Annotated in this window: 13 protein-coding genes and 3 tRNA genes; 12 read left to right on the forward strand and 4 right to left on the reverse strand. The window is 68.3% G+C overall.

What is annotated here, in order from left to right:
• Positions 1–6: 6 nt before the first annotated feature.
• Positions 7–93: transfer RNA gene (locus F3J10_RS07905), tRNA-Leu, on the reverse strand.
• A gap of 179 nt (positions 94–272) precedes the next feature.
• Positions 273–359, reverse strand: a tRNA-Leu gene (locus F3J10_RS07910).
• 181 nt (positions 360–540) lie between these two features.
• On the opposite strand from F3J10_RS07910, the gene F3J10_RS07915 reads away from it, so the two are divergent.
• On the forward strand, positions 541–1,275 hold the full coding sequence (locus F3J10_RS07915; protein ID WP_060001400.1) for an alanyl-tRNA editing protein: 735 nt from the start codon (positions 541–543) through the stop codon (positions 1,273–1,275).
• A gap of 55 nt (positions 1,276–1,330) precedes the next feature.
• On the opposite strand, the gene F3J10_RS07920 is transcribed toward F3J10_RS07915, so the two are convergent.
• Positions 1,331–2,218: a LysR family transcriptional regulator gene (locus F3J10_RS07920; RefSeq protein ID WP_025101290.1), complete on the reverse strand. Its 888-nt coding sequence runs from the start codon at positions 2,216–2,218 to the stop codon at positions 1,331–1,333.
• A 77-nt stretch (positions 2,219–2,295) separates the two neighbouring features.
• Between F3J10_RS07920 and F3J10_RS07925 the strand changes: the two genes are divergently transcribed.
• From F3J10_RS07925 to F3J10_RS07945, 5 genes are all read left to right on the forward strand, one after another.
• Positions 2,296–2,994: a hypothetical protein gene (locus F3J10_RS07925; protein ID WP_167241836.1), complete on the forward strand. Its 699-nt coding sequence runs from the start codon at positions 2,296–2,298 to the stop codon at positions 2,992–2,994.
• A 78-nt stretch (positions 2,995–3,072) separates the two neighbouring features.
• A complete protein-coding gene (locus tag F3J10_RS07930) occupies positions 3,073–3,786 on the forward strand; it encodes an SDR family oxidoreductase (protein WP_013697819.1) in 714 nt (237 codons plus the stop codon).
• A 71-nt stretch (positions 3,787–3,857) separates the two neighbouring features.
• Complete coding sequence (locus tag F3J10_RS07935) at positions 3,858–4,109, forward strand: 4-oxalocrotonate tautomerase family protein (protein WP_025101288.1); 252 nt, start codon at positions 3,858–3,860, stop codon at positions 4,107–4,109.
• 153 nt (positions 4,110–4,262) lie between these two features.
• Positions 4,263–5,324 carry a nitronate monooxygenase gene (locus F3J10_RS07940; protein ID WP_167241837.1) on the forward strand — a complete coding sequence of 354 codons (1,062 nt, stop codon included), beginning with the start codon at positions 4,263–4,265 and terminating at the stop codon, positions 5,322–5,324.
• 136 nt (positions 5,325–5,460) lie between these two features.
• A complete protein-coding gene (locus tag F3J10_RS07945) occupies positions 5,461–6,099 on the forward strand; it encodes a DNA-3-methyladenine glycosylase I (protein WP_167241838.1) in 639 nt (212 codons plus the stop codon).
• A gap of 213 nt (positions 6,100–6,312) precedes the next feature.
• Here the strand turns inward: F3J10_RS07945 and F3J10_RS07950 are convergent.
• Positions 6,313–6,399: transfer RNA gene (locus F3J10_RS07950), tRNA-Leu, on the reverse strand.
• A gap of 216 nt (positions 6,400–6,615) precedes the next feature.
• On the opposite strand from F3J10_RS07950, the gene rnr reads away from it, so the two are divergent.
• The 6 genes from rnr to F3J10_RS07980 all read left to right on the forward strand — a co-directional run bounded on the left by rnr (position 6,616) and on the right by F3J10_RS07980 (position 14,006).
• Positions 6,616–9,087, forward strand: coding sequence for a ribonuclease R (gene rnr / locus F3J10_RS07955; RefSeq protein ID WP_025101285.1), 2,472 nt, complete (start codon positions 6,616–6,618; stop codon positions 9,085–9,087).
• 153 nt (positions 9,088–9,240) lie between these two features.
• Complete coding sequence (rlmB, locus tag F3J10_RS07960) at positions 9,241–9,990, forward strand: 23S rRNA (guanosine(2251)-2'-O)-methyltransferase RlmB (protein ID WP_167241839.1); 750 nt, start codon at positions 9,241–9,243, stop codon at positions 9,988–9,990.
• A gap of 25 nt (positions 9,991–10,015) precedes the next feature.
• Positions 10,016–10,996, forward strand: a complete 981-nt coding sequence (locus F3J10_RS07965; RefSeq protein ID WP_025101284.1) for an N-acetylmuramoyl-L-alanine amidase — start codon at positions 10,016–10,018, stop codon at positions 10,994–10,996.
• 128 nt (positions 10,997–11,124) lie between these two features.
• Entirely contained in the window at positions 11,125–11,820 is a 696-nt protein-coding gene (gene rpiA, locus F3J10_RS07970) for a ribose-5-phosphate isomerase RpiA (RefSeq protein ID WP_105853129.1), read from the forward strand.
• A gap of 340 nt (positions 11,821–12,160) precedes the next feature.
• Positions 12,161–12,880: a FadR/GntR family transcriptional regulator gene (locus tag F3J10_RS07975; protein WP_167241840.1), complete on the forward strand. Its 720-nt coding sequence runs from the start codon at positions 12,161–12,163 to the stop codon at positions 12,878–12,880.
• A gap of 106 nt (positions 12,881–12,986) precedes the next feature.
• A complete protein-coding gene (locus F3J10_RS07980) occupies positions 12,987–14,006 on the forward strand; it encodes a Gfo/Idh/MocA family oxidoreductase (RefSeq protein WP_167241841.1) in 1,020 nt (339 codons plus the stop codon).
• Positions 14,007–14,017 lie beyond the last annotated feature (11 nt).

Below are 14,017 nucleotides of genomic sequence, written 5' to 3' on the forward strand. Positions count from 1 at the left end.
AACTTGTGGTGCCCAGGAGAGGACTCGAACCTCCACGATGTTGCCACCGCTAGGACCTGAACCTAGTGCGTCTACCAATTCCGCCACCTGGGCACAAGCTGCATCTCAAGCAAGAATGCGATTATAGAGGAGCCAGATCCCTTGTCAACGGTTTTTCGGGACAAATCGAATTTTTTTCGTTGAGCACGTTCATCGCGGGAAATAGCGCTTCCTGCTTGCGCCTGGCTTGAAATGAAAAAAGGCCGGCATAAAGCCGACCTTTTTAGAACTTGTGGTGCCCAGGAGAGGACTCGAACCTCCACGATGTTGCCACCGCTAGGACCTGAACCTAGTGCGTCTACCAATTCCGCCACCTGGGCACAAGCTGCATCTCAAGCAAGAATGCGATTATAGCGTGCCCAAGAACGCTGTCAATACTTTTTGAAGCGAGTCGTACATTTTCCCTCGGCATGCCCCATGATCGCGATAGCCATCGTGCCGCGAGCACGAAGCCTGTCTTGCCTCGCCATTCCTCCAACCAAGATCCCCCGAGGTTATTCGATGCCCACGTCAGCCCTGTTCCGCGACGATCCCTATCTGCGCCAATGCACCACCCGCGTCACGCATATCGACGAATCCGGTCTCACGCTGGAGCGCACCGTGTTCTACCCGCATGGCGGCGGTCAGCTCGGCGACACGGGTGTCATCACGCTGGGCGACGGCAGCCGCCTCGCGATCGCCGATGCGCGCAAGAGCCAGCTCCCCGGCGCCACGCCGGACGACGTGCTCCACGTGCCCGCGCCGGACCAGCTTGCCGTGCTGTCGAAGCTCGCCGTCGGCGATGAAGTCGCGATCGAGATCGACTGGGCACGGCGCAACCGGATGATGCGCCTGCACACCGCATCGCACCTGATGTGCGGCGCGCTGCCGTATCCCGTCGATGGTTGCAGCATCACGCCCGATTACGCGCGACTCGATTTCGTGACCAGCGAGCCGCTGGCGCGCGACGAGATCGACGCGACCCTGGCGAAGTGGGTGGAGGCCGCGCGCGCCGTGACGATCGAGCAGATCAGCGACGAGGCGCTGCAGGCCAATCCCGACCTGGTGCGCACTATGAGCGTCAAGCCGCCGAGCGGTTTCGGCACGGTGCGCCTGGTGCGCATCGACGGTATCGACCTGCAGCCCTGCGGCGGCACGCATGTCGCCAACACGGCCGAGATCGGGCCGATCCACGTGACCAAGATGGAGAAGAAAACCGCGCGCACGCGCCGCGTCGTGCTCGGTTTCATCGAGTGAGGCCGGCGCGGGCAGGGCGAGCCGGCTCGCCGCGAGGCCGCAAGCCGGGCGCGGCTCAGGCCTCGAACAGGTCCCGCGCTTCCTCGAAGCGCCGCGTCAGGTAGTCGACCACGGTTCGGATCGGCAGGTCCTTGCGGTCCTGTCGCCGGATCAGCAGCCAGATGTCACGCGAGGGCCGCACCGGGCTCAGCGCGCAGGCGCGCAACTCGGGCAACTGGCGCCCCACGTAATGCGGCAGCATCGCCAGCCCGACGCCCGCGCAGGCCGCGGTGGCCTGCGCGACGTGGTTGTTGGCGCGAAACGCGATCCGCGCCTGCGGATAGTGCTGGCCGAGCCAGCTCGCATCCGGCATATGGCTGTTCGCTTCGTCGAAACCCACCAGGGTCGGTGCCTCGCCGCCTTCCACGCGCTCGCAGACGGCCGGCGTGCCATAAAAGCCGAAATCCATCGATCCGACCGGCTTGGCGATGAAGTCGCCGTCCTCGGGCTTGTCGATGCGCACCGCGAGATCGGCTTCGTGCCGCTCGAGGCTGATCGAGCGCAGGTCCGTCGCCAGGTCGATGTCGAGCCCGGGGAACAGGATCGGCACCTCGGCCAGGCGGCGCGTCAGGAAAGCCTGCGAGAGCGCGGGCGGCGCATTCACGCGCACGATGCCCTTCGGCGCATCGTCGGTACCGCCGCGCCCCAGCGTCTGCACCGCCGTCTCCATGTCGCTTGCCACGCTCAGGGCGCGCGTGCCGGCCGGCGTCAGCACATAACCTTCCGGCCGGCGTTCCGCCAGCTTCTCGCCGAGCGTGGCCTCCAGCGACTGGATTCGTCGCGAAATCGTCGCGTGGTTGACCCCCAGTGCGCGTGCGGCTGCCGACAGGCTCCCGTGGCGCCCCAGCGCCAGGAACACGCGAACATCCTGCCAATCGACCTCTGTGCGTTTTTTCTCAGCCATTGAGAGAGGATAGCGGATTTTGCGGAGGCGGCAAGCGGCATACGCTTGCGTCCATGTCATGCAACACGGTGCTTCCGATGCCAACCGCAACCACCAAGCTCAGCGCACTCGAGGGCGCCGTCATCCGGATCGAGATCGATTCGATGCGGATGCTGGCGATTCCCGAATGGCGGGACGGCCCGGCGGCGCTGCGGCACGCGGCGGCCGGTGCCGCCGGCATCGGCGAGCTCGATGCGCTGCTGCTCGGCGGCGGCGTGTCGAGCGGCGGACGCGAGGCAGGCTTGCCGGCCGCTCGACGCGTCTACGCGAGCAAGCCGGTGGCGGCATGCCTTGGCAGCGGCGCGGTCGGGCTCGCGGCGTACGAGACCGGCACGCTCTGCCGCGATGGCCTGACGCGCCTGCTGGTCACGGCCACGCCGGCCGGCAGCGGGGGCGACGAGGCGGAGATCGGATTCGTGCTGGGTTCGGTGCGGCCGGGCGACCTGCTGTACCTGCCGGGCGCTGGGGTATCGCCCGAAGGCGTGACCGACGTCGCCGACCGCTTCGCGCCACGAGCGGTGCTGCTGGGTGCGACCTGGTTCGATCGTCGATGCGGGCCGGGCAGCCGTGACGACGACCTGGCATGGGTGGTGGCGCGGGCGTTTCCGGATGCCGTGCTGCTGGTGGGCGATGGATGGCCCGAGGCAGGCCGATCGCCCTTGGCCGGACGTGCGCGCCCCGATCTGGCCTCGCGCTTGACATTCTTCAGGAAGGGCAGGCCGCTCGCGATCACGTGACAGCCTGAAGCAGGACCCGCGATGGATGCCCGAACGGACATCCTGGTAGTTAGTCAACCTAATCAGTGGAGCAGAACCATGAGCAATCAGCAGAAAGTCGCCATCGTGACGGGCGCATCGCAAGGCATCGGCGCCGGCATCGTCGAGGCCTATCGCAAGCAGGGTTACGCGGTGGTCGCGAATTCGCGCAACATCCGCCAGGGCGACGACGCGGGCGTGGTGGCGGTGCCGGGCAACATCAGCGATCGCGAGGTCGCGCAGCAGGTGGTGAAGACGGCGCTCGATCGCTTCGGCCGCATCGATACGCTGATCAACAATGCCGGCATCTTCATCGGCAAGCCGTTCACCGAATACACGCCCGAGGAGTTCACGCGGGTACTGAGCGTAAACCTGGGCGGCTTCTTCCACGTCACCCAGCTGGCGCTCGAGCCGATGCTCGCGCAGCGTCACGGCCACGTCGTGCAGATCACCACCACGCTGGTGCGCCAGGCGATCAGCGGCGCGCCCTCGGGGCTCGCCACGCTGACCAAGGGCGGTCTCGACGCGGTCACGCGTGGCCTGGCGATCGAGTACGCGAAGAGCGGCGTGCGCGTGAACGCGGTGGCGCCCGGCATCATCAAGACGCCGATGCACCCGGCCGAAACCCATGCCTTCCTCGACAACCTGCACCCGATGGGCCGCATGGGCGAGGTGTCCGAGATCGTCGACGCGGTGATGTACCTCGAGCGCGCCGGTTTCGTGACCGGCGAGACGCTCAGCGTCGACGGCGGCCAGCACGCCGGCCGCTGGTAAGCACCGCGCGAGGGCCGGCGTTGTCACCGCCGGCCCTCGCCGTCCTGGACATTCGAACAAGGAGAAGCACCATGCCGTACGTCAATATCAAGGTCACCCGCGAGGGCACCGCGCCCGGCGCCAGCGCCACCACGCCCGAGCAGAAGAAGGCGCTGATCAAGGGCGTCAGCGAGCTGCTGTTCGAGGTGATGGGCAAGCCGCATCACACCACCTTCGTGGTGATCGACGAGGTCGAGCTCGACAGTTGGGGCGTGGGCGGCGTCACGACCCCTGAATGGCGCGAGCAGCAGCGTGCCGCCGCCAAGGCCGGCGGCGACGCTTGAGGCGCGAAGCGCCGGAACCACGAAGCGCGGGCGGCAGATGGCGAGCCGGATGCCGAACGCGCGGCTGAGGTAGGATGGCGCGCGTCGACGACCGGCGCGTTTCGCGAAGCAGGCGCGCGCGATGAGCGGCATCGCCGCAGGGAGAACGCAAGCATGGGCAACTGGCAAGACAATCGAATTCTCGACCTGTTCGGCATCGAACTGCCGATCATCCAGGCGCCGATGGCCGGCGCGACCACGCCCGAGATGGTGATCGCCACCAGCGAGGCGGGCGGGCTCGGCTCGCTGCCGGGCGCGATGCTGTCGGTCGAGCAGATGAAGGCGGCGCTCGACCGGATTCGCGGCGCCACCACCCGGCCGATCAACCTCAATTTCTTCGCGCATACCGATCCCGCGCCGGATCCGGCCGGCCAGCTTGCCTGGCGGGCGGCGCTGGCGCGCTATTACGTCGAGCTCGGGCTCGATCCGGCCGAGCCGGTGCCGTCGGCCGGGCGCGCGCCCTTCAATGCCGCCTATTGCGAGGTGGTGGAGGCTTATCGGCCCGAGGTCGTCAGCTTCCATTTCGGCCTGCCGGACGCCGCCTTGCTGGCGCGCGTCAAGCGGGCCGGCGCGCGCGTGATCGCCTCGGCCACCACGGTCAGGGAAGCGCGCTGGCTGGTCGAGCGCGGCGTCGACGCGGTGATCGCGATGGGCTACGAGGCCGGCGGCCATCGCGGCAATTTCCTATCGGACGACATGTCGACCCAGGTCGGCACGCTGGCCCTGGTGCCGCAGATCGTCGACGCGGTGCCGGTGCCGGTGATCGCCGCCGGCGGCATCGCCGATCCGCGCGGCGTGCGGGCCGCCTTCGCGCTCGGCGCCTCGGCCGTGCAGGTCGGCACGGCCTATCTGCTGACGCCCGAAGCCAAGGTGAGCGCCTTCCACCGCGACGCGCTGCGTACCGCCGGCGAGGACGAGACCGCGCTGACCAACCTGTTTACCGGGCGGCCCGCGCGCGGTATCGCGAATCGCCTGATGCGCGAGATCGGCCCGATGTCCAAGGTGGCGCCGGCGTTCCCGACCGCCGGCGGCGCGCTGGCGCCGCTGCGCGCGGTGACCGAGAAAACGGGGCGTTCCGATTTCAGCAACATGTGGTCGGGGCAGGCGGCGCGGCTGGCGCGCGAGATGTCCTCGGCCGCGCTGACGCGTTACCTGGTCGAGGCCGATGCGTCCTGAGCGGTGCTTGCGGACTTGAGCGGGCCGCCGGCCCGCGGCGGGTTTCGTGTGAGATAGTGCGCAGTCGCGTGGCGCCGGGTCGAGGTCCGGTGTCGCGCGCTGGTTTTTCCCGCAACGAAACCCGCGTCATTGCCCGATGAGCACGATCCCGAAGAAGGTCACGAAACCCCAGGCAGCCCGGCCCGTCGAGGTCGTCGTCGGCGAGGATGGACTCGCGCGTCCGCCTTGGGCCGCGGTCGATCCGCTGCTCAAGCACTATTACGACACCGAGTGGGGCATGCCGGTGCGCGACGAGCAGGGCCTGTTCGAGCGGCTTAGCCTGGAAGCTTTCCAGTCGGGCTTGTCCTGGCTGACCATCCTGCGCAAGCGCGAGGCCTTCCGCGACGCATTTCGCGGTTTCGTCCCGGAGCAGGTGGCTGCCTTCGGCGAGCGCGATGTCGAGCGGCTGCTGGCGGACGAGCGGATCATCCGCAACCGCTCGAAGATCCTCGCGGCGATCAACAACGCGGCGGCGACGATCCGTCTGCGCGAGGAGGGCGGCCTGGCCGAGTTCATCTGGTCGTTCCGGCCGGACAAGACGCCCGAGCCGCGCACGGTGGACGAGATTCCGACCACGTCGCCCGAATCGGAGGCGCTGAGCAAGGGGTTGCGCAAGCGCGGCTTCGTGTTCGTCGGGCCGACCACCATGTTCGCGCTGATGGAGGCGACTGGGATCGTGGATACGCATTTGATGGCGAGCCATCGGCGCGGATGTTCGGGAGTGTGGGAGCGGTAGGGCGCGAGGGCGAGCCGGAAATGAAAAAAGCCGGCATGAGGCCGGCTTTTCAAAACTTGTGGTGCCCAGGAGAGGACTCGGTCACGCCAGCGCGACCCCGGCCTGGCTTGCAAGCCAGGCCTTTCGAGTCCTCCCGCAAAGCGCGCAGGCGCTTTGCTTCCTGGGCTTGAAATGAAAAAAGGCCGGCATAAAGCCGACCTTTTTTAGAACTTGTGGTGCCCAGGAGAGGACTCGAACCTCCACGGTGTTGCCACCGCTAGGACCTGAACCTAGTGCGTCTACCAATTCCGCCACCTGGGCACAAGCTGCATCAAGCAAGACCGCAATCTTAGCATGATGAATGGACGTGTCAACAAGTTTTTGCATCGCCGCGCCGGACGGGCCGCTCGCGGCGGGCCGTCCGCGCTTCGCGGTTTTTGGCGCGGCCACGGGTGATAGAATGGCCCGCAACCTGGCGTCCGATCGTTCGAACCGGACAGGTAAGTCCACGCAACGAGAACAACCATCGACAAGCCCTTGAGCAAGTATCCGTATCCCATTCCGAGCCGCGAGGAAATTCTCGGCGTGCTGCGTACGAGCGACGCACCGCTGGCCGCGAACGACATCGCCGAGGCGCTGTCGATCAAGCGCCAGGAACGCGAGGGTTTCTTCCGGCGCGTCGCCGCCATGGAACGCGACGGCCAGATCCGGCTCGACAAGCGCGGGCATTATCAACTGACCCATCCTTCGAACTTCGTCGCGGGCCGCGTGCAGGGCCATCGCGACGGCTACGGCTTCCTGATCCGCGACGACGGCCAGGACGACCTGTTCCTGCCCAGCGGCGAGATGCAGAAGGTCATGCACAACGATCGCGTGCTCGCGCGGATCGTCGGCTACGACCGTCGCGGCCGCCCGGAAGGGCATGTGGTCGAGGTCACCGATCGCGCCAACAAGCGCGTGATCGGCCGCCTGCTCAACGAGAACGGCGCGCTGATCGTGGCTCCCGAGGACAAGCGGATCGGCCACGACATCCTGATCTCGCAGAACGCCAAGAAGGCCAAGGTCGGCCAGGTGGTGGTGGTCGAGCTGACCGATTTCCCCAGCCGTCATTCGCAGCCGCTCGGCCGCGTGACCGAGGTGCTCGGCGATATCGACGATCCCGGCATGGAGATCGAGATCGCGGTGCGCAAGTACGGCGTGCCGCACGAGTTCAGCCCGGCGGCCCTGGCCGCCTCGGCCGCGCTGCCCGACAAGGTTCGACCGATCGACCTGCGCTACCGCGTGGACCTGCGCGACGTGCCGCTGGTCACGATCGACGGCGAGGACGCGCGCGACTTCGACGATGCCGTCTACTGCGAGCCGATGAAGGTCGGCCGCGGCGACGGCTACCGCCTGATCGTCGCGATCGCCGACGTCTCGCACTACGTGAAGCCGGGCGAGGCGCTCGACGTCGACGCGCTGGAGCGCAGCACCTCGGTGTACTTCCCGCGCCGCGTGATCCCGATGCTGCCCGAGAAGCTGTCCAACGGCCTGTGCTCGCTGAACCCGGCGGTGGACCGCTGCACCCTGGTCTGCGACATGGTGGTGACCGCGCGCGGCGAGGTGAAGGGCTACCAGTTCTACCCGGCCGTGATCCACTCGGCCGCGCGGCTCACCTACACCGAAGTGGCGGCCGTGCTCGGCAACACCAAGGGCCCCGAGGCCGCGCGCCGCGCCGAGCTGCTGCCCTACCTGCAGAATCTCTACGGCGTGTTCAAGGCACTGTTCGCGGCACGCCAGAAGCGTGGCGCGATCGACTTCGACACCACCGAGACCTACATCGTCTGCAATGCGCAGGGCAAGATCGAGCAGATCCTGCCGCGCCAGCGCAACGACGCGCACAAGCTGATCGAGGAATGCATGCTGGCCGCCAACGTCTGCGCGGCCGATTTCATGAAGCGTCACAAGCAGCCGGGCCTGTACCGCATCCACGCGGGCCCGACCGCCGAGAAGCTCGAGAACCTGCGTTCCTTCCTGCGCGGCATGGGGCTCACGCTGGGCGGCGGCGATACCCCGCACGCCAGCGACTACGCCGCGCTGATGGCGAAGATCCGCGACCGGCCCGATGCGCAAATGCTGCAGCCGATGCTGCTGCGCTCGATGCAGCAGGCCGTCTACAGCCCGGACAATATCGGCCACTTCGGTCTCGCCTACGATGCCTACGCGCATTTCACGAGCCCGATCCGCCGCTATCCCGACTTGCTCACGCACCGCGCGATCTACGCGATCCTGTCGGGCCAGAAGTACACACCCAAGGCGCCCGAGGGCGTCGAGCTGAACACGGCGATCTCGCCGCGTGCCCGCGCGATGCAGAAGGAAGACGACGCCGCGCGCAATCGCACCCGCAGCAACAACGCGATCTGGGACGAGCTCGGCCTGCATTGCTCGGCCAACGAGCGCCGCGCCGATGAAGCCTCGCGCGACGTCGAGGCCTGGCTCAAGTGCTATTTCATGCGCGACAAGCTCGGCGAGGAATACGGCGGGATGGTCAACGGCGTGACGCCGTTCGGCATCTTCGTGCAGCTCGACACGCTGTTCATCGAAGGGCTGGTGCACGTCACCGAGCTCGGCTCCGACTACTTCCAGTACGACGAGATCAAGAACGAACTGCGCGGCGAGCGCACCGGCATCCGCTACCGGCTCTCCGACCGCGTGCGCGTGCAGGTCAGCCGTGTCGATCTCGATGCACGCAAGATCGACTTCCGCCTGGTGCGCGACACGCCCGTGAAGACGCCGCGCGGGCCAGCGCCGACGCCGACTGCGGCCGAGCGCGGCGGTGCGCGCGTGCGGGCGATGCCGGGCATCACCTCGAGCGAGGACGAGCTGCCGGCACGTCGCAAGAAGCCCGTCGCGAGCCCGAGCGCGCCGGCCGCCAAGGAAGCGCGTCCCGCGCATCCCGCCGCGAAGAAGAAGGGCGGGCCGGCCTCGAAGTCGCCGGCCAAGAAGGCGCGACCGCGCAAGAAATATTGATGCCGCGGCCGGCGCCAGAAGGTGCCGGCCCGTCGAGCCGAAGCCCAGAAGACGCCGCGTTGTCCGGCCCGCCGCCGGTCACGCGGCGCTTGCGTTTTACCATTGCGCGATGCGCGCCGAGCGCGCCGCGCCCAGATGAAGGTAGCTCCAGTCATGTCACGTTTGAAGGTTCTCTACGGTTTTCACGCGGTCACCGCGCGGCTGCGCCACGATGCGTCGACGGTCGCCGAGGTCTTGTACGACCAGACGCGGCGCGATCGCCGCATGATCGATTTCCTCGCCACCGCGAAGGAGGCCGGGGTCCGGCTGATCGCGGCCGACGAGACGCGCCTCTGGGGGCTCGCGCATACCGCGCGCCACCAGGGCGTGGTGGCGCGCGTCGAGGACCTGCCGCTCGCGCAGAACCTGGCCGAGCTGCTCGACGGCATCCAGGGCCCGGCGCTGCTGCTGGTGCTCGACGGCGTGACCGATCCGCATAATCTCGGCGCCTGCCTGCGGGTGGCCGACGCGGCCGGCGCGCATGCCATCATCGCGCCGCGCGACCGCGCGGTCGGCCTCAACGCGACGGCGGCCAAGGTCGCCAGCGGCGCCGCCGACACGGTGCCCTACATCACCGTCACCAACCTGGCGCGCGCGCTGCGCGAGCTCAAGGATGCCGGCGTGTGGGTGATCGGCACCGCCGACGAGGCCGGCGCGAGCCTCTACGAGACCAAGCTGGACGGCCCGGTCGCGCTGGTGATGGGCGCCGAGGGCGAGGGCATGCGCCGTCTCACGCGCGACACCTGCGACGACGTGATGAACATCCCGATGGCCGGCAGCGTCGAGAGCCTGAACGTCTCGGTGGCCAGCGGCGTGTGCCTGTACGAGGCGGTGCGCCAGCGTCGCGCGGCGCTCGCGAAGTAAGCGCGCACGGCGAGGAGCGCGCGCGATGATGAAATCGCTTGCCCCGATCGCCACGGCGGCGCGGCTCGCCCGCGTGGCCGGCGCGCGGGCCGCGTTCGCCTCGCGGGTGCTGGCGTTCGGCTGCGCGGCGGCCTTGCTCGCCGCCTGCGCCTCGCCGACGCTGGTCGATCGCGATGGTTACGTCGCCGATACGAGCCACCCGGCGCGCGGCACCGATTCGCGCGTGCGCTTCCTGGTGCTGCACTACACGGAGTCGGACGACCAGCGCGCGCTGTTCGTGCTGACCCACAACGAGGTCAGCGCGCACTACCTGGTGCCGAGCCATCCGCCGCGCCGCAACGGCGAGCCGGTGGTGCTGCAGCTGGTGCCCGAGAACCAGCGCGCCTGGCATGCCGGCGTCAGCGACTGGCAGGGCACCACCGAACTCAACGCGGCCTCGATCGGCATCGAGATCGTCAACGCCGGCCCGCTCGACGCACCGGCCAATCGTCATTGGCAGCCTTATGCGCCGGACCAGATCGAGGCCGTGGTGAAGCTGGCGAAGGACATCGTCACGCGCTACGGCATCCCGCCCACGCGCGTGGTCGCCCATAGCGACATCGCCCCGCAGCGCAAGATCGATCCGGGCCCGGCCTTCCCGTGGCAGGCGCTGGCGCGCGCCGGCATCGGCGCCTGGCCCGACGATGCGACCGTGGCGGCCAGGCTGGCCGGCCGTGCGCCGGGCGACCCGGCCGACGTGCGCGGCCTGCAACTGAAGCTGGCGCGCTACGGCTACGAGGTGGCCACCGACGGCGTGCTCGACGCGCGCACGCGGCGCGTGTTCGCGGCCTTCCAGATGCATTTCCGTCCCGCCGACTATTCGGGCAACCCGGACGCGCAGACCGATGCGATCGCGCAGGCCCTGCTCGACAAGTATTTTCCCGGCGCGGCACCCTCGGCCGGCATCACGCCCCCCGCGTCGGCACCGGCATCCGCGCCGGCCGGCGTCGAACCCGAGGCGCCCTGATTCAAGGTAGCGCGAGCAGCGGGCCGCCGTGCCTGTCGCGCCGATGCCGCGCGGCGGACGAAAATCGACGCCGCGTCGGACGACTCCGGTAAACTCGCGTCTTTTCGCAATCAGCGCTTTACCTCCCCATGACTCAAGACGAACTCAAACGCCTGGTCGGCCAGGCCGCCGCCGATTACGTGCTGGAAAACGTGCCGGAAGGCTCGGTGATCGGTGTCGGCACCGGTTCCACCGCGAACTGCTTCATCGACGCCCTGGCCGCGATCAAGACGCGCTACCGCGGCGCCGTGTCGAGCTCGATCGCCACCACGCAGCGCCTGGAATCGCACGGCATCCGCGTGTTCGACCTGAACGAGATCGAAGGCCTGCAGGTGTATGTCGACGGCGCCGACGAGATCGACGCGAGCGGCGCGATGATCAAGGGCGGCGGCGGGGCACTGACGCGCGAGAAGATCGTCGCCTCGGTATCGGGTAGCTTCGTGTGCATCGCCGACGCCAGCAAGCGGGTGGCCACGCTCGGCGCCTTCCCGCTGCCGGTCGAGGTGGTGCCGATGGCGCGCACCGCGATCGGCCGCCGCCTGGCGGCGCTCGGCGGCGTGCCGGTGCTGCGCGTGACGAAGGACGGCGCGCCGTTCCTGACCGACAACGGCAACGAGATCCTCGACGTGAAGGGCCTCGCGATCAGCGAGCCCCGCGCGCTGGAGGCGACCATCAACGGCTGGCCCGGCGTGGTGACGGTGGGCCTGTTCGCCGAGCGCGGCGCGGACCTCTGCCTGCTCGGCGGCGAAACCGGCGTGGAAACGATCGATTACCGCTCGCGTTAAACAGGGATTTAAAAACCTCGGGGCGCGGCGCGATTCCACAAAACAACGAATCGCCGGCGCCCTGAAACCCGCAAACGTTTTGCGATCCTGATAAATCGCCCGACGGCCTTTTCCAGGCCTGTCGGGCTTTTTTTTGCTATAGGATGTCTAATCGAAATCGTAAGAGGGATTACCCTGTCAGGTGTTTACCAGATAGCGTTGTGATCGCGAACTCAGCAACGTATCGAACATAAGAACAATCGGATTCGCGAGCAGTTTCTGATCGAGAGAGTAAATGGGGCCGGGCCGGACTGCGGGGGCAGCACGCCAACACAGATACGTCGTAACGGGGAGGTCTCGTATGGAACAGCCAAAAGACAAAGAAAGGTCGCTCGTCAGCAAGGTCATGGACGGGCTCGTGACAGGGATAGTGGAGGACAAGTACGGCGGAATCCTGCCGCCGCAGGACGTGCTGTCGAAGGATTTCGACGTCAGCCGGACGGTGATGCGGGAAGCGCTCTCGATGCTGCTCGCGCGCGACATGCTCGACGTGCGGCCCAAGGTCGGCACGCGGGTGCGGCCGATGCGCGACTGGCGCATGATCGACGAGGACGTGGTGAACTGGCGCTTTCGCGCCAAGCCCGATCCGCAGTTCATGCGCGACGTGCTCGAGTTCCGCATGCTGATCGAACCGCGCGCGGCCGGGCAGGCGGCCGAGCGTGCCAATGCGGCCGAGATCGCCGGCATTCGCGAGGCCTTCGAGGCCTTCCGCTCGCTGCAGGCGGGCGAGGCCGGCTACGACGAGGCCGACGAGCGGCTGCATGCCCGCATCGTCCACGCCAGCGGCAACCAGTTCTATCAGCAGATGAGCGCGATCATCGTCGGTGCCTTGCGGCTGGTGCGCCAGCAGGTGGCGGCCCACGAGGGCGCGCACGATCGCCTGCTGGAACTGCACGGGCGCATCGTCAGCGCGATCGAGCAGCGCGACGCGCGCGCGGCGGAAAGTGCCTCGCGCGAGCTGATCGACATGACCACCGAGGCGCCGGCCGGCGTCGCGCTCGAGGCGCGCGCGCACGGCTGAACCGGAACGGAAGGAAGGCGGGCTGCCGTGCAAGGCGGCGGCCCGTTATCATGACGGCTCGCCGCCGGCCCGGCCGGCGTGGCAGTTCCGCTTCCTTCCGATTCCCATGAGCCTTTCCTCTTCCCAATCGAACCCGGCGATTCGCACGATTCGTTTCGGCATCGTCGGTGCCGGCGCGATCGCGCGCCGCTTCGCGCAATCGCTGCAGCACGTGGCGGGCGCCACGCTCACCCACGTCTGGGCGCGCCGCGCCGAAGCGGCCGCCGGCTTCTGCGCCGAGCTCGGCGGCTCGCCGGTGGCGAGCTTCGAGGCGCTCTGCGCATCCGATCTCGACGCGATCTACATCGCCACCCACAACGACAGCCATGCCGCCTATGCGCTGGCCGCGCTCGCGGCCGGCAAGGCCGTGCTCTGCGAGAAGCCGGCCACCGTCAACGCGCGCGAGCTCGACACGGTGCTGGCGGCCGCGAAGTCGGCCGGGCTGCTGTTCATGGAGGCGATGAAGCCGCCGTTCTATCCGCTGTACCGGCGCCTGCGCGAGCACCTGGCGCAGGATCCGGTCGGTCCGATCCGGCTGGTGCGGGCAGGCTGCTCGATCGCGACGGTGCCGGCCGATCATCCCAGCTTCAGCTTCGAGGGCGCGGGCGGCGCGCTGCTCGATATCGGCATCTACGAGATGTTCCTGGCGGTCGACTGGCTCGGCGAGCCGCTCGAGGTGCAGACGCTGGGCCGGCTCGGCACGACCGGCGTCGACCTGTTCGCGAGCCTGAACAGCCGCCACGAGCAGGGCATCGCGCAATTGTTCTGCGGGCTGGACCTTGCGGGGCGCGGCGACGCGCTGCTGGCCGCCGAGGGCGGCACCGTGACGATCCACGAGAACTGGTGGAACCCGGCCAAGGCGACGATCCGCTATGTCGACGGCCGGGTGGTCGAGCTCGACGAACCGTTCTCGGGCGGCGGCCTCAACTACGAGACCGAGCACTTCTGCGCGCTGCTGCGCGAGGGGCTGACCGAGAGCCCGGTGATGACGCACGCGCATTCGCGTCGCATGATCGCGATGAGCGATGCCGCGCGGGCGGCGCTCGGCGTGCGTTTCGCGGCGGACCGGGATTCCGGCGCGGCTTGAGCGAGAGGGTG

This window comes from Burkholderia sp. Cy-637 (genome assembly GCF_011753175.1).
GTDB classification, from domain to species: Bacteria; Pseudomonadota; Gammaproteobacteria; order Burkholderiales; family Burkholderiaceae; genus Burkholderia; species Burkholderia gladioli.

What these genes read in the sequence shown, in the direction of transcription:
- F3J10_RS07915 (WP_060001400.1), top strand. Translation starts at nt 541, where the DNA reads ATGCCCACGTCAGCCCTGTTCCGCGACGATCCCTATCTGCGCCAATGC.
- F3J10_RS07920 (WP_025101290.1), bottom strand. Translation starts at nt 2,218, where the DNA reads ATGGCTGAGAAAAAACGCACAGAGGTCGATTGGCAGGATGTTCGCGTG.
- F3J10_RS07925 (WP_167241836.1), top strand. Translation starts at nt 2,296, where the DNA reads ATGCCAACCGCAACCACCAAGCTCAGCGCACTCGAGGGCGCCGTCATC.
- F3J10_RS07930 (WP_013697819.1), top strand. Translation starts at nt 3,073, where the DNA reads ATGAGCAATCAGCAGAAAGTCGCCATCGTGACGGGCGCATCGCAAGGC.
- F3J10_RS07935 (WP_025101288.1), top strand. Translation starts at nt 3,858, where the DNA reads ATGCCGTACGTCAATATCAAGGTCACCCGCGAGGGCACCGCGCCCGGC.
- F3J10_RS07940 (WP_167241837.1), top strand. Translation starts at nt 4,263, where the DNA reads ATGGGCAACTGGCAAGACAATCGAATTCTCGACCTGTTCGGCATCGAA.
- F3J10_RS07945 (WP_167241838.1), top strand. Translation starts at nt 5,461, where the DNA reads ATGAGCACGATCCCGAAGAAGGTCACGAAACCCCAGGCAGCCCGGCCC.
- rlmB (WP_167241839.1), top strand. Translation starts at nt 9,241, where the DNA reads ATGTCACGTTTGAAGGTTCTCTACGGTTTTCACGCGGTCACCGCGCGG.
- F3J10_RS07965 (WP_025101284.1), top strand. Translation starts at nt 10,016, where the DNA reads ATGATGAAATCGCTTGCCCCGATCGCCACGGCGGCGCGGCTCGCCCGC.
- rpiA (WP_105853129.1), top strand. Translation starts at nt 11,125, where the DNA reads ATGACTCAAGACGAACTCAAACGCCTGGTCGGCCAGGCCGCCGCCGAT.
- F3J10_RS07975 (WP_167241840.1), top strand. Translation starts at nt 12,161, where the DNA reads ATGGAACAGCCAAAAGACAAAGAAAGGTCGCTCGTCAGCAAGGTCATG.
- F3J10_RS07980 (WP_167241841.1), top strand. Translation starts at nt 12,987, where the DNA reads ATGAGCCTTTCCTCTTCCCAATCGAACCCGGCGATTCGCACGATTCGT.